Origin of the sequence: Novosphingobium barchaimii LL02 (genome assembly GCF_001046635.1) — a bacterium.
Classification (GTDB): Bacteria; Pseudomonadota; Alphaproteobacteria; order Sphingomonadales; family Sphingomonadaceae; genus Novosphingobium; species Novosphingobium barchaimii.
In genome coordinates this window covers 529,189-543,246 of sequence record NZ_KQ130453.1, presented here as the reverse complement: position 1 = coordinate 543,246, position 14,058 = coordinate 529,189, and the positions used below count along the sequence as shown (strand labels likewise).

Sequence of the window (14,058 nt, the reverse complement as noted above, 5' to 3'; positions counted from 1 at the left end):
ATGCGTGACATTGCCTGGACTCGCAGTGACGAAGGGACGCCGCTGTACCTGCAGCTTGCGCGGTCCCTGCGCGAGCATATCAGCAGCGGCGGCATCGATCCGGGCAGCGCCCTTCCCTCCGAACGCGATCTCAGCGAAATGGCGGGCATGTCGCGCGTTACCGTGCGCAAGGGCATCGAACAGCTGATCGATGAAGGCGTTCTGTTCCGCAAGCAAGGCTCGGGCACGTTCGTGGCGCGCCGGATCGAGGCGCCGGGTGCCAAGCTCAGCAGCTTTTCCGACGACACCCGATCACGCGGGGAAGACCCGGGCGTAGTGTGGATCTACAAGTCCTACGCCCAGCCCACCGAAGAAGAAGCCTCCGCGCTCAATGTCCTGACGACGGCAAAGGTCGCACGTCTAGGCCGAGTCCGCTTGGCTGGCGGTGAGCCGCTGGCGATAGAACACGCGGTGATTCCGGCCATCTTTATGCCGGACCTCGAAAGTCTGGGAGATTCGCTTTACCAGGCATTGGAAAGCCACGGTTTTCGCCCCACATCCGGCACCCAGCGCGTACGCGCTTCACTGGCGACGCCAACCGAGGCCGGGATCCTGTGTGTGGAGCAGAATTCCGAGGTGCTGCGGATCGAGCGCAAGACCCGTATCCCTGACGGGCGCATCGTCGAATTCACCCGCTCAGTCTACCGCGGCGACCGCTACGAATTCGTCACGGAGCTCAACGAAGTCTGAAACTGTGCGAGCCGGTGTGGACCGGCTCGACCGTCCTCAGGCCTTCCGGGCAAACCAGATAATGTGATCGTGGCCCTTGCCGCTCGTATAGGCCTTCACTTCCAGCGCCTGCACTTCGAAGCCGGCTTCCGCCAGCTGCACGGTGAACTTGGGCTCGGGAGTGGCAGACCAGATGGCAAGAACACCGCCGGGCTTCAGCGCCAACATGGCAGCTTTCAAGCCATGCGGTGAATACAGGTGATCGTTCAGGCGCCGGGTGAGCCCTTCCGGGCCGTTGTCGACGTCGAGCAGGATCGCGTCGTAAGCGTCCCGTGCCGTGTCGATCAGCATCGCGACATCGTCGCCGACGAGTACGACGCGCGGATCCTCCAGGCAATTGCCGGTCAGTTCCCGCATCGGGCCGCGTGCCCATTCGATGATTTCGGGGACGATTTCCACCACCGTCACGCTCGCATCGTCGCCCAGGGCGGCGAGCGCGGCGCGCAGGGTGAAGCCCATACCGTAACCACCGATCAGCAGTTGCGGCGCTGCGCGGTCGCCCAGACGCTCGCACGTCATCGTCGCGAGCGCTTCTTCCGATGCGATGATGTCGGTGCTCATCAGCTCATTGCGGTCGAGAAGGATGGCGAAGTCGGCGCCATTGCGCACGAGCTTCAGCTCCACGCCGTCGGGCACGCGAGCGGTGCCGATCAGTTCGTCTTCCGCCGTTGGCTGCAGCATTGGCTCGATCATCACGGCACCTTTCGGAAGTGTCAGTTTACTTCCGGCGTGCCTTGCGCGCAGCGTACTTCGCATCACGAGCCGCCTTGCGTTCGGCTTCGGTAAGTTCGGGAGGCGGGGCAGCCGCGATCGCGTCAAGCTTTGCCTGCTCGGCCTTCGCAGCCTTTTCAGCAATCTTTGCTTCGCGTGCGGCCTTGGTGGCCTCACGCTTGGCGGCCTGAGCGGCCTCGCGTTCGGCGGCCTTCGCCAGACGCTCTGCCTGCACGGCCGGGTCGATCGGGGCCTTCGACTTCAGCAGCTCAAGAGCCTTCGCCCGAGCCTGCGCGGCGGCATTCACCCGGTCCTGAATGCCCGGTTCCTTGTATCCTGCCATCAACTGCTACCTAATTCTCTTCTGATCATCTTGAATCGGAAAAGCGGCGCACCTTTCAGGTACGCCGCTTCCGTTAAACCGTTCAGGCCGGCTGAAGGTTGACGGCCGAGGTCTTGCCACGGCGATCGGTTTCCAGCTCGTAAGAAACGCGCTGTTCCTTGTCGAGGGTGCGCATGCCAGCGCGCTCAACAGCCGAGATGTGCACGAAAGCGTCGTCACCGCCGCCTTCAGGCGCGATAAAACCATAACCCTTGTCGGCGTTGAAGAACTTTACTTTTCCGGTAATCATGGGACGCATTCCTTGTCCGAGGTTGGCGGGCATACACCAACGTGGTGCATCCCGGCTTCGCGAAGCAACTAAGGGACAAAGGGAGCAGCTGAAGCGGCCCGATATCCGTCGATGGCGACATCAGCGTCGACGCCCATAGCACATTCTTTGCAGATAGCCATGACTGGTGTGAAATGGTTCGCATGACGTGAAAAAATCCGGCACCCGTCGCGGCTCACGGATGATCTCAGGCGTGACGCGGTAAATCGCCGCAAGCTCGCCGCCCCTCATACAGCCCCGTCAAGCATCGGGATTGCCCGGCTTTGGCCGATCCCCTCATCGCCGCCGAGCCACAAAGCCTGCTCCCGCATCGCGCGTCGCATCAAAGTCATCGGTATCGAGCGTCCGTCATGCGGCGGGATTTCACGAAGCTGCGGAAACATTTGGCTCTCAGCGAATTCAATCGAAAATCGGGCGAGTGCCGAATTGGCGAATCCCGCCAGGTCCTATCCCCATCCGTGCAGCGGCGGACTGTTCGCGCGATGTCGGCTTCATCGCCCCCGCCATGGCCGCCAAGGTCAAGATCACCGCCTACGGCTACACTATCTACGGAGACCTCAACGGCAAGCGAAGTGTGGTCAATTGTCCGCTGCGCCCAATCCTCAAGGCGCGTCTGCACTAAGCGGCCGAGCGCTCACCCTCATCCGCTTGCGCCTCCGCGTGCCCGCTGATCTCAGCACCGGCATTGGGCGCGAAGCGCAAGTTCCACAGCGTGGCGGACAGCGATATCGCCGTGACCACCCAGAACGCCGCCGAGAAATCGTTCATCGTCGGCGCCGCGTTGCCGTTGACGACCATCGCCAGGTGCAGCGCCACCGCCGCCACGCAAATGCCCAGCGACAGCATCAGTTGCTGGAAGGTGGAATAGAAGGCTGTAGCGCTGCTCATATGTTGCTTGTCCACGCCGGCGTATGCGATCGTGTTATAGGCGGTAAACTGAAACGACATAAAAAAACCCGAGAAGGCAAGGACGCAAAACATCGCCCACACCGGCCAGGACGCGCTGAACAGCCCGCAAATTGCATAGCCCGCTGTAGCTATAACGCCGTTCCAGATCAGGGCACGGCGGAAACCGAAACGACGCAGCACCCGCTGCGCCATGCTTTTCATGGCGAGCGAGCCGATCGCGGTTGCCACGGTGATCGTGCCACTGCGCGCGGCCGAAAAGCCAAGGCCCACCTGCATCATCAGCGGCAAGAGGAACGGCTGCGCTCCCTGGGTGATACGGGTGATCGAACCGGCTATCACGGCAAGGCGGAAAGTTTCGTCCCTCAGCAGGCCGAGGTCCAGGATCGCACCGACGCGGCCGCGCGCATGGCGGATGTAGAACACGCCGGCAGTCGCGCCGATCGCAACCAAAATCGATGCCAGGGTCGCTTCGCCGGGGCGACTGACCATCTCGAAGCCGAACAGCAGGCAGCCCAGAGATACACCGCTGAGAATGAAGCCCAAGGTATCGAAACGGGGCGGTTCATCCTCGCGGATATTGGCGATGAAGCGTCCAACTAGCCAAAAGCCGAGCGCGCCCACCGGCAAATTGATGTAGAAAATCCAGCGCCAGTCAAGATAGGTGACGATGAAGCCCCCAAGCGGCGGGCCCACGATCGGCCCGATCAGGGCGGGCACCAGCAGCCACGACATCGCATTCACCATGTCACGCTTGGCCACCGAGCGTAGCAGAACCAGCCGTCCGACCGGGATCATCATGGCGCCGCCGATTCCCTGCACGAAGCGGGAGACGACAATCGTTTCCAGCGTCGGAGATTGGCCGCAGGCAAGACTGCCCAACATGAAAAGCAGGATGGCGGTGCGGAATACGGTGCGCGATCCGAAGCGGTCCGCCAGTACGCCCGATGCAGGAATAAATATCGCCAGTGCCAGCAGGTACGATGTCAGCGCAACGCTCATTTCCTGCGGACGGACGCCGAAATCGCGTGCCATGGTCGGCAGCGCAGTCGCCAGCACGGTGGCGTCCACGAACTCCATGAACAGCGCCGAGGCGATGATCAGCGCGACCAGCCGGTAGTTCGCGCTCGACTGCGGCGGTCCAAGATCATCCGTGCGTGCAAGCGAGCCTGCGGCAGGGACGATGCCATCGCGCACTTCGGCGTTTACCGAGGCTATGCCGCGCCGACGCGGCCTCATCTTGGGGCCTCTGCGGCGTGGGCTGAAAGATACATGGCCTGCTTTCCGGTTCGAGAATTCTGATCGCCTCTCCCAAACCGGGCCGTCCATCTGCGTGGGCGCGCCGCACGGCCCATATAGGCATGTTCGGGCGCATTGGAACCCACCCCCGCCTCATGCTCGCCGCTCGGACATTAGCGACGGGAGTGTAAGCGGCGATTTCGCAGCACCGTGCCGGTGGTTCGTCCAGATTGCATCGATTACGGGGGGGCAAAGTCCAGGCCGACGCCTACAAGAAACTGTAACGCGCAAGGCGGCTGCATGCCACATTAGCGTAGCATGCCGGACGTAAACGCGCCTTCGACAACGAGGGGCCTTTTATGAACTGGTTGGTATCTTGCGCGGTTAGCCTGTCTGCAATTTTTGGCGGGCCTGCTGCTCAAGCCCAGTCGGCCTCAGCTGCGGACAGGCCCTCTCCGCCGGCCGCCCCGGTGGCGATGCGCATGACGGCGGCTGAAGCGCACCAGGGCGCTGCATCCGACGGCATCTATATCTATGCGATCGACAACGACCGGATCGGTAAATACCGGATCGCAACGGGAGAAAAAGTGACGCAGTGGCAAGGCGACCCCCGCCTGTTCCCGCACATGAACAGCTGCACCGTAGCCGAAACGGAACTGGTATGCGCCGCCTCCAACTATCCGGCAGTGCCGCAGACCAGTGCGGTGGAAATATTCGACACTCGCACGCTGAAGCACATCCGCAGCGTCAGCCTGGGATTTGGCCCCGGATCGCTGACCGTGATGGATCGTCATGACGGTAAGTGGTGGGCGGTTTTCGCCAACTACGAAGGCAAGGGCGGACAACCGGGCCGCGACTATCGCCAGACCATGCTGGTACGCATGGACGACCAGTTCCGCGCCGAGGCAAGTTGGGCCTTCCCTGAGGAAGTACTCGGTCGCATGGCGCCCAAGAGCTGCTCGGGCCTCAGCTGGGGCAAGGATGGCTTGATCTACGCCACCGGCCACGACCGACCCGAAGTCTATGCACTTAAACTGCCCGAAGCAGGTTCGCGATTGGAACTGGAGGAAACGCTCGGCATCTCCACGCCGGGGCAGGCGATCGACTGGGACCCCAAGGTATCCCGCCGCCTTTGGTCGATCGGCCGCGGCGCGAACGAAGTCATCGCGAGCGACATGCCGGCGGTGGTCGGCCGGCACCGATAAACAGCCATGCCGCCCCGTTCGAGGCGGCATGGCTTTCATTTCAGATCAGGCGGCGTCGACCAGAACGATTTCGCTGTCCTCGATCGCGGTCACCCTCAGCACATCGAGGTCGCTGATCGCCGCGCCGTCACGCGCATTGACGCGGATGTCACCAATCGTGACAGCGCCGGTCGCGGGCACCAGGTAGCCCTTGCGGTCCTTGCCGATAGGATATTCCGCTGTTTCGCCGGCCTTCAGCGTGGCCGCGACGATGCGGGCATCGGTGCGGATCGGCAAGGCGTCGTTGTCGTTCTCGTACCCCGAGGCGAGGGTCACGAACTTGCCCGAACGCTCACCCTTGGGGAAGGGCTTGGCGCCCCATGCGGGCGCATCGCCGCTACGGGTGGGGATGATCCAGATCTGGAAGATGCGCGTGGTGACGTCTTCCAGGTTGTATTCCGAGTGGCGCACGCCCGTGCCGGCAGACATCACCTGCACGTCGCCCGCTTCGGTACGGCCCTTGTTGCCAAGGTCGTCCTCGTGGGTGATCGCGCCTTCGCGAACGTAAGTGATGATTTCCATGTCGCGGTGCGGGTGCGGCGGAAAGCCGGTCTTCGGCGCGATGGTATCGTCGTTCCAGACCCGCAGGTTGCCCCAGTTCACACGCGAAGGATCGTGGTAATCGGCGAAGGAGAAGTGGTGCTTGGCGTCCAGCCAACCGTGGTTTGCGCCGCCGAGGCTGTCGAAGGGACGAAGTTCGATCATGGTAAGGTCTCCGGTGGAGGGGCGCATCCTGCGTCCCGTTGAGACCTATCTAGACTCCCCCGACTTTCTTGGTCAGAGAGATAAAATTGCGCAGTTTGTTCGAGGAAATAGAAAAGTGAACAATCCCGGCACCCCCACCCTGGATCAGCTGCGCATCCTGCTGGCGATCGTCGATAGCGGCAGCTTCGCCGGCGCCGGGCGCAAGCTCAATCGTGCGGTTTCGGTCATCAGTTATGGCATCGCCAATCTCGAAACGCAGCTGGGCCTGACCTTGTTCGAGCGCGAAGGCACCCGCAAGCCCAAGCTGACGGTTGCCGGCCGCGCGGTGCTGGCCGAGGCCCGCAGCGTAGCGCAGGGGATCGACGGCCTGCGCGCCACGGTGAAAGGCCTGCTCGACGGGCTGGAAGCCGAAGTCGACCTTGCAGTAGACGTCATGCTCCCTGCCGAGCGGCTCGGGCAGGTCCTGCGCGATTTCGCAGCGCAGTTTCCCACCGTCCAACTACGCCTCCATGTCGAGGCGCTGGGCGCGGTAACTGCCATGGTGCTCGACGGGACAAGCGTCATCGGCCTTTCGGGGCCGCTGTCTGCCGGGGTCGAGGGGATAGAGAGCCGGCTCGCGGGCTCCGTGCCGATGGTTCCTGTCGCCGCGCCGGATCATCCGCTCGGGCAGATGACACTGATCCCGCCGGGTGCCGGGCGCGAACACATTCAGCTGGTGCTGACCGATCGTTCGCGCTTCACCGAAGGACAGGACTATTCGGTGGTCAGTCCCAAGACCTGGCGTCTCGCGGACCTTGGCGCAAAGCACGCGCTGCTGCGGCAGGGCATCGGCTGGGGCAACATGCCGTTACAGATGATCGAGGGCGACCTGATGGCCGGCACGCTGGTCCGGCTCGTCATGCCCGATCACATCGGCGGCACCTACCGGTTTTCCGGCATCTGGCGCCGCGACACGCCGCCTGGCCCGGCGGCTTCGTGGCTGCTCGACCAGTTCGTGACCCTCGGCGCAGGCGACCGCGAGCTGGAGGAAATGGCCGATATCTGACCTTACGCGATCATGACATCGCCGGCGGCGGTTTCAGGAAGGGATCGTCGGGCAAGGGGATGAATTCCTGATCGTCGGCATCTGGCAGCTTCATGCGGCCTGCATCCCAGTCGGCAGCGGCCTGCCGTAGCCGGTCCTTCGAAGACGAGACAAAGTTCCAGTAGAGAAAACGCTCCCCCACCGGCTCACCGCCCAGCACCATGACCGTGGAACCCTCGGCCGCCGTCATGCGCGAGGCATCGGCGCCAAGCACGAGCATCTGCCCTGCCCCATAGCGCTGGCCGTCCAGTTCGATCGCCCCGGTCGCGATATAGACCGCGCGCTCGGCATGGCCCACGGGGATTTCGGCCTCGGCGCCGGCATCCATGTCGAGGTGTGCGTAGAACAGCGGTGAATGCGTACGCACGCTGGCGGTGAGGCCATAGGCACTGCCCGCGATCAGCTGGCCGCAAACTCCGGCATCGCTCCACTGTGGCAGGTCGTCCCCGGCATGGTGAGAGAAGGACGGCGCAGTTTCCTCGTCGCTATCGGGCAAGGCCACCCAGGCCTGGATACCATGCAGATGATCACCCACACTGCGCGCTTTCTCGAAGCGCTCGCTATGGGTGATGCCGCTGCCCGCAGTCATCCAGTTCACTTCCTGAGGGCGGATCGCCTGATGCGAACCGACGCTGTCGCGGTGAACGATCTCGCCCGAGAACAGGTATGTCACGGTCGACAGGCCGATATGCGGATGCGGGCGCACATCCAGGCTGCGCGGCGCGCCTGCGGCCACGTCCAGCGGTCCCATGTGGTCGAAAAACACGAAAGGCCCCACCATGCGCCGCTTCGCGAAAGGCAGGACGCGGCCGACGTCGAGCCCTCCGCCAAGACTGCGCCGACGCTGTTCTATCACCATTTCAATCATGGCTTACTGCATAAGCCAGGAAAGCAGCACGTACCACGCAAAATCGACCGCACATGGCCCATCACTCAGGCCACATCGACGCACTGGTTCATGCCCGACTGCTTGGCCCGGTACAGGGCTCCATCCGCATTCTTAATCGCGTCGCTGCTGTCCTGTCCGGGAATGAGGCCCACGATGACGACGCTCACCGTCGTGCGGATAACTGCGCCAGATGCGTCCTACACGGATGTCTGTTCGGGGCGCTTGCGAAGACGCTAGCACACCGAACGCATGATCGTTTGGCATACGCGAACTCCTCTTCTCCGGGCCGGGCGATCAGGTCTCCTTCGCGCATGCCGAAGCGCAGGATCGCGGCGAAGCGGGCCAACACAAGGTCGCCCGCAGCGTGGGCCGTACCAGTCGTCGATCTGCTTGAAATCGTCGAGGTCGAAGACCGCAAGACGCCGCCCGCAAATGGCTTCCAATACAGGCGATGGTGCGTCCAAGTGTCCGTAGGGCGCTGCAAATGGTCATTTGCGTTGACGAGCAGCCCTGTCGTGTGCTGGTAATCAATGGTCCGCTCATCAATTGGGTTCGCTGATCGAAATACAGCGAATACGATGCGGCACTTTCCGGGAGAAACTCATGCCAGAAACCGAACAGCTCGATCTTACCACTCTGACGGTGCAACTCCTGAGTGCCTATGTGGCCAACAACATTGTGGCGAGTACTGAGCTTGCCGGCCTGATCCAGACGACCAGGGCAGCGCTTACCGGCCAGGTGGAACCCGATCCCGTATCGGTGCCCGAATATGTTCCAGCCGTGAGTGTGCGCAAGAGCCTGGCTTCGCGGGATCATCTGCTCAGCCTGATCGACGGCAAACCTTACAAGACCCTCAAGCGCCACCTTGCCAGCAATGGTCTGACCCCCGCCGAATATCGGGAACGTTACAACCTGCCCAAAGACTATCCGATTGTGGCCCCGGCCTATTCGGAAATGCGCCGGGAGGTTTCCGTGCGCCTGGGCCTCGGTCGTCGTCCGTCCGCCGCGTCGACGGTGGCGGCACCGGCCGCCGAAGCCGCCCCTGCTCCCGCTGCCGCTCCCAAGGCAAAGGCGGCTACGAAAGCCAGCGCATCGAAAAAGCCCAGCGCGCCCAAGGTCAAGACGGTGCCCCCTGCCAATGCCGAGGCGACTGTCGTAGCGGATGCTCCCGCTAAGCCGAGCCGCGCCAAGGCAAAAGCTACCATCGAAGATTCACCGGCAAACGCACCCGAACCCTCCGCCATGGCCCCGGCCAATACGACCGCCGAGCCGAAGGCACGACGCGCCCGGATGGCGAGGCCGAAAAGCGCACCTGAAGCGTGAGTGACAAGCGCTTGACACGTACCAGTGTGGCGGCCGGTTTCCGGCTCCCGCGCACGTCTTCGCATGTATCGCGAAGCGTGCATGAAGTTCTCGATATTTAGGCATCGGCATTAGCCGACAACAACCCGGCCCCTTCCCGTGCCCGGTCATGCATGACGCTTGCGGCATTTGCGATTGACGTAGCGGGTGTCCTCGCCACAAGCGGCGCGCACTGCCTGTCGAGGGCTGCACCGCACTGCCGAGGAACGCCATGTCCAAGCACGATTCCGACCACTCAACGCCTCTCACTCCCCCTCCCCTCAAGGCTGACCGGCGCAAGTTCCTCGAAGGCCTGGCCGCATTGGGAGCCGCCGCTGCGGCAGGCAGCCCTGCTACTGCCGCCCCGGCGCGCGACGCACGCGCAACCCATAAGCGACCTACCCACCCTGTCAGCGACACCAGACTGCGCGAAGCGATCGACACGGTAGTGGTGATTTATGCCGAAAACCGCAGCTTCAACAATCTCTTCGCCGATTTCCCGGGCCTGGAGCAGCCACTTGCCTCCGTCCCTGCCGACCGTTGCATACAGCGCGACCGTGACGGCAAGCCATTCGACAAGCTGCCCAAGATCTGGGAAGGCCTCGTCCCGGACAAACAGGTGGTCGAACACACCGAATACGCCATCGGCCCGGACGACCTGCCGCTTCTGCCCAACGCTCCCTTCGCGCTTAAGACCCCCGATGGCGATCCGCTGCCTCAGGGCGTGGTGACGCGTGATCTCGTCCATGCATTCTACCAGAACCAGTGGCAGATCAACGGCGGACGCAACGATGGTTTCGTCGCCTGGGGCGACAGCGGCGCGCTGGTCATGGGGCACTACGGTGACAGCCGGGCGCAGCTGCGCCTGTGGCAGACTGCACGCGAGTTCACGTTGTGCGACAACTTTTTCATGGGCGCTTTCGGCGGCTCGTTCCTCAACCACCAATACCTGATCGCCGCGCAGCCGCCCTTCTATCCCGATGCTGACAAGGGCCCGCCCGCCAAGAGCATCGCGCAGATCGAAGGCGCAGACCCGACCGGCATCCGGCTCAAGCTGGCGGCAAAAACATCGGCCAGCGCGATGGACGGGCCCGCCAGCTTTGCGCCCAGCACGCTCTCGCCTGACTTCTGGGCGGTAAACACCATGCTCCCGCCTTACGCGCCGACCTACCAGCTCGACCCCGCGAAGCCGGGGTATGCCGACTGGTCGAGCGCACACACGCTGGTGCCGCAGCAGCACAAGACGATCGGCGATGTCCTTTCGGCGCGCGGGATCGGTTGGGCATGGTACGCTGGCGGCTGGAATGCAGCGCTGGGCGGTAATGGCAACACCATGCAGTTCCCCTCGCGTCCGAACTTCCAGCCTCACCACCAGCCTTTCAACTATTACGGCCGCTTCGCGCCGGGCACGAAAGACCGTGAGGAACACCTGCGCGATGCCGGCGAAGGCAGCACCGCACGCACCAACCACTTCCTTGCCGATGCCGAAGCGGGGCGCCTGCCTGCGGTCAGCTTCTACAAGCCGCAAGGCAACCTCAACATGCACGCCGGCTACTCGGACATCGATGCCGGTGACCGCCACCTTGCCGCCGTGATCGACACCCTGCGCGCCAGCCCGCAGTGGGAGCGCATGATGGTGGTCATCACCTTCGACGAGAACGGCGGATGGTGGGACCATGTCGCGCCGCCAAAGGGAGACCGGTGGGGCCCTGGCACGCGTATTCCAGCCGTCGTCGTCTCGCCCCATGCGCGCCGCGGGACGGTGGATCATACTGTTTACGACACCGGCTCGATCTCGCGCTTTCTCACCCGGCGCTTCGGGCTGGAGAAACTGCCCGGCCTTCTCATGCGCGAACAGGCCATGATCGCGGCGGGCGGTGTTGCGCCGGGCGACCTGACAGCGGCGCTCGACCTTTAACGCTGCTCGCCGGGGCGGAGTGGCAAGCCCGCCAAACACCGCCTTGCGTATCCCGGTTGGCGACCATCTGACGCCATGCTAGCGAAGTTCATGCTGACTATCAGGCAGATCGAGATCTTTCGCGGCGTAATGATCACCAAGACGGTGAGCGGCGCCGCGCGCATGCTGGGCACATCGCAGCCCGGCCTCAGCCGCATGCTTGGCCACATGGAGGACAAGTTACGCTTCCGTCTATTCGATCGCACCCGCGGCAGACTTGTTCCCACGCCCGAGGCCCGCGTTCTGTTCGACGAGATCGAACAGATCTACAAAGGTTTCAGCGACCTAGAACATATCGTCCAGCGGCTCGCCAAGGGGGAAGACCGTACCTTTGCCGTTGGCGCATCGCCTTCGCTGGGCCATTCGATGGTGCCGCAGATGCTCTCGCGGCTTACCGGCAACTATCCGGGGCTGACGATCCAGTTCGACATTCTCTCGGTCGAGCAGGCGGTGGACTGGCTGGCGCTCCAGCGCGGCGACTATGCCATGACGGTATTCCCCATCGACCACCCAAACGTGCTGTCCAGCCGGATCGGCAGCGGGCGCATGGTCTGCGCGGTTCCGGCCGGACACCCGCTCGCCGAACGCGAGCGCATCACGGTCGCCGATATTCGCGGTGAGCGCATCCAATCATTCCGCCGCGATACGCCGCACGGGCGAATTATCGCCCAGATGTACGCAGACGCCGGCGAAGAGCTGGAAGTGGCCACTTACGTGCGCTTCGCAGAAACCGCCGTTGCCTTCGTCGCCAATGGCATGGGCATCGCTCTGGTGGACAGTTTCACCGCCATGCAGGCCCATGCCGATACCGTGCGTTTTTTGGAGTTCGAGACGCCGGGCGTGCTGCCGGTCTACGTCAGCCGCAACCTAGACACCGCGCGAACCCTGGTCGGCGAAACTTTCGAGGAAATAGCGCGTAACATTCTGCTGAACCTGCCAAGAGCGCCCGCCCTTTCCGCAATGCCGCCGCCATAACGGATAATATAATGGCAGGATATAACATAAGGGCATGAATCACATCGTTGGGTGCTCTGGCCAATACCGGTGCGAAATCGCACCCTGAGGATGTCGGCATCGGAGCGGCCACGTCGCAATCCGATCGCCAGGAACTGCAAAGGCGCGCATCAAGCGCCGCAAGAGGATGGGGAAAGGCGTTACAATGCCCAGTTATTCCGCAGCCGGATCAGTATCCGTGCGGCCCTATGTGACTGTAACCGAACGGGGCACGACCGGGGGTATTGCGCAGGGCAGCGATTTTTGGACGCTGCGCCAGGTCCTCATCGTGGCGATCTGTTTCGTACTCAACATGCTGGACGGTATGGACGTGCTGATCCTCTCCTACATTGCCCCGGCGCTTTCGGCCGACTGGCAGATCAGCCCGGAAAATCTCGGCGTCGTATTCAGCGCCAGCCTTGCCGGCATGGCCGCAGGTGGGTTGCTCATCGCCCCGCTGGCCGACCGCTTCGGCCGCCGCAAGCTGATACTCGCCTCGCTGGTGATGATGGCGACCGCGATGTTCGGATCGGCGCTGGCCGGATCCATCACTGAACTCATCGTCTCGCGCTTTATCGTCGGCATCGGCATCGGCACCGTGCTTGCCAGCATGGCGGCGCTGACTGCAGAGTATGCGCCTGCGCGGCACCGCACCTTCGCAGTCGGCTTCCTGCAGGCGGGCTACCCGGTCGGTGCGACTGTTACCGGCTTCGTGGTTGCTCATCAGATCGACCTTCACGGATGGCAGGCGATGCTGCTGGGCGCGGCTATCCTGTGCGCGGCCGCCCTGCCGCTGGTGTGGCTGCTGCTGCCCGAATCCGTCGACTTCCTGATTTCCAACCAGCCCCGCAACGCCCTTGCCCGCGCCAACAAACTGCTCGTCTCGATCGGCCGGCCCCCGCTGGAGGCCCTTCCCGAACTCCGCATCGCGGAAAAGAGCCAGATCGGCCTGCGCGGCGTACTTGGTGCAGGCCGCACCCGTGGCACGTTGCTGCTGTGGATGGCGACGATCTTCGGCTTCATGACGCTCTACTTCGTCATCAGCTGGATTCCCAAGCTGGCGGTCGAGGCCGGACTGCCCGCCACCGAGGCCATCTATGCCGGGGCGATCTACAACATCGGGGCTTTCATCGGCATTACCTCGATCGGCCTTGCCGCATCGCGCATCGACCTGCGCCGCCTGATCCTGATCTACATGGTGCTGGCCGCCGGAGCCCTCGTCGTGTTTGGCGCCGTGTCCATGCCGATCGCCGCAACGCTGTCGACCGCCTTTCTCATCGGCGCCTTCATCCAGGGCGGCTTCAACGGCTGCTACCCGCTCGCCACCAGATTCTACCCCGCGGAGGTCCGCAGCACCGGGCTTGGCTGGGCGATGGGCGTGGGCCGCATCGGCGCGGTGATCGGGCCAATGCTGGGCGGAATTCTGCTGGCGGAGAAAGTAGCGCTGCCTGTGATCTTCGTGATCTTCGCGGTTCCGGCGGTCTTGGCAGGACTGTGCGCCTCGTTGATCCGTCTCCCGGCCGAGGACTGAGCGCCTTTCTCCTTTCAAA

General features: G+C 63.3%; 16 protein-coding genes. 8 read left to right on the top strand and 8 right to left on the bottom strand.

Annotation, left to right across the window (positions count from 1 at the left end; translation table 11 throughout):
* Entirely contained in the window at positions 1–729 is a 729-nt protein-coding gene (locus V474_RS09140; protein ID WP_059151192.1) for a GntR family transcriptional regulator, read from the top strand.
* Positions 730–765: 36 nt separating this feature from the next.
* Here V474_RS09140 and V474_RS09135 read toward each other — a convergent pair whose 3' ends face one another.
* The 3 genes from V474_RS09135 to V474_RS09125 form a co-directional block, all read right to left on the bottom strand.
* The gene (locus V474_RS09135) at positions 766–1,461 is read right to left on the bottom strand and encodes a spermine/spermidine synthase domain-containing protein (protein WP_236710996.1); all 696 of its coding nucleotides are present in this window, start codon (positions 1,459–1,461) and stop codon (positions 766–768) included.
* A 25-nt stretch (positions 1,462–1,486) separates the two neighbouring features.
* Entirely contained in the window at positions 1,487–1,822 is a 336-nt protein-coding gene (locus V474_RS09130; protein ID WP_043970482.1) for a DUF6481 family protein, read from the bottom strand.
* An 82-nt stretch (positions 1,823–1,904) separates the two neighbouring features.
* Positions 1,905–2,111, bottom strand: a complete 207-nt coding sequence (locus V474_RS09125; RefSeq protein ID WP_007684000.1) for a cold-shock protein — start codon at positions 2,109–2,111, stop codon at positions 1,905–1,907.
* 457 nt (positions 2,112–2,568) lie between these two features.
* Between V474_RS09125 and V474_RS09120 the strand changes: the two genes are divergently transcribed.
* Complete coding sequence (locus V474_RS09120) at positions 2,569–2,772, top strand: hypothetical protein (protein WP_059151191.1); 204 nt, start codon at positions 2,569–2,571, stop codon at positions 2,770–2,772.
* On the opposite strand, the gene V474_RS09115 is transcribed toward V474_RS09120, so the two are convergent.
* Entirely contained in the window at positions 2,769–4,295 is a 1,527-nt protein-coding gene (locus tag V474_RS09115; RefSeq protein ID WP_059151190.1) for an MFS transporter, read from the bottom strand. The genes V474_RS09120 and V474_RS09115 overlap by 4 nt on opposite strands.
* A 482-nt stretch (positions 4,296–4,777) precedes the next feature.
* On the opposite strand from V474_RS09115, the gene V474_RS09110 reads away from it, so the two are divergent.
* Complete coding sequence (locus tag V474_RS09110) at positions 4,778–5,500, top strand: YncE family protein (protein ID WP_407938321.1); 723 nt, start codon at positions 4,778–4,780, stop codon at positions 5,498–5,500.
* Between the two features lie 45 nt (positions 5,501–5,545).
* Here V474_RS09110 and V474_RS09105 read toward each other — a convergent pair whose 3' ends face one another.
* Positions 5,546–6,244 carry a pirin family protein gene (locus V474_RS09105; RefSeq protein WP_059151188.1) on the bottom strand — a complete coding sequence of 233 codons (699 nt, stop codon included), beginning with the start codon at positions 6,242–6,244 and terminating at the stop codon, positions 5,546–5,548.
* Positions 6,245–6,359: 115 nt separating this feature from the next.
* Here V474_RS09105 and V474_RS09100 point away from each other — a divergent pair, with 115 nt between their 5' ends.
* Positions 6,360–7,289, top strand: a complete 930-nt coding sequence (locus V474_RS09100; RefSeq protein WP_059151187.1) for a LysR family transcriptional regulator — start codon at positions 6,360–6,362, stop codon at positions 7,287–7,289.
* A 10-nt stretch (positions 7,290–7,299) separates the two neighbouring features.
* Here the strand turns inward: V474_RS09100 and V474_RS09095 are convergent, their stop codons facing one another.
* The 3 genes from V474_RS09095 to V474_RS26955 all read right to left on the bottom strand — a co-directional run bounded on the left by V474_RS09095 (position 7,300) and on the right by V474_RS26955 (position 8,635).
* Positions 7,300–8,196 carry a pirin family protein gene (locus V474_RS09095; RefSeq protein ID WP_059151186.1) on the bottom strand — a complete coding sequence of 299 codons (897 nt, stop codon included), beginning with the start codon at positions 8,194–8,196 and terminating at the stop codon, positions 7,300–7,302.
* Between the two features lie 65 nt (positions 8,197–8,261).
* Positions 8,262–8,384, bottom strand: a complete 123-nt coding sequence (locus V474_RS26535; RefSeq protein WP_236710993.1) for a GGDEF domain-containing protein — start codon at positions 8,382–8,384, stop codon at positions 8,262–8,264.
* Positions 8,381–8,635 (bottom strand): diguanylate cyclase domain-containing protein, encoded by a 255-nt coding sequence (locus tag V474_RS26955; protein ID WP_407938320.1) that lies wholly within the window; start codon positions 8,633–8,635, stop codon positions 8,381–8,383. The genes V474_RS26535 and V474_RS26955 overlap by 4 nt, the downstream gene beginning before the upstream one ends.
* A gap of 128 nt (positions 8,636–8,763) precedes the next feature.
* On the opposite strand from V474_RS26955, the gene V474_RS09090 reads away from it, so the two are divergent.
* From V474_RS09090 to V474_RS09075, 4 genes are all read left to right on the top strand, one after another.
* Positions 8,764–9,540: a MucR family transcriptional regulator gene (locus tag V474_RS09090; RefSeq protein ID WP_236710991.1), complete on the top strand. Its 777-nt coding sequence runs from the start codon at positions 8,764–8,766 to the stop codon at positions 9,538–9,540.
* A gap of 250 nt (positions 9,541–9,790) precedes the next feature.
* Entirely contained in the window at positions 9,791–11,476 is a 1,686-nt protein-coding gene (acpA, locus tag V474_RS09085) for an acid phosphatase (protein WP_059151184.1), read from the top strand.
* Positions 11,477–11,566: 90 nt separating this feature from the next.
* Complete coding sequence (locus tag V474_RS09080) at positions 11,567–12,490, top strand: LysR substrate-binding domain-containing protein (RefSeq protein WP_059151483.1); 924 nt, start codon at positions 11,567–11,569, stop codon at positions 12,488–12,490.
* A gap of 229 nt (positions 12,491–12,719) precedes the next feature.
* The gene (locus V474_RS09075) at positions 12,720–14,039 is read left to right on the top strand and encodes an MFS transporter (protein ID WP_236710981.1); all 1,320 of its coding nucleotides are present in this window, start codon (positions 12,720–12,722) and stop codon (positions 14,037–14,039) included.
* The last annotated feature ends 19 nt before the right edge of the window (positions 14,040–14,058 follow it).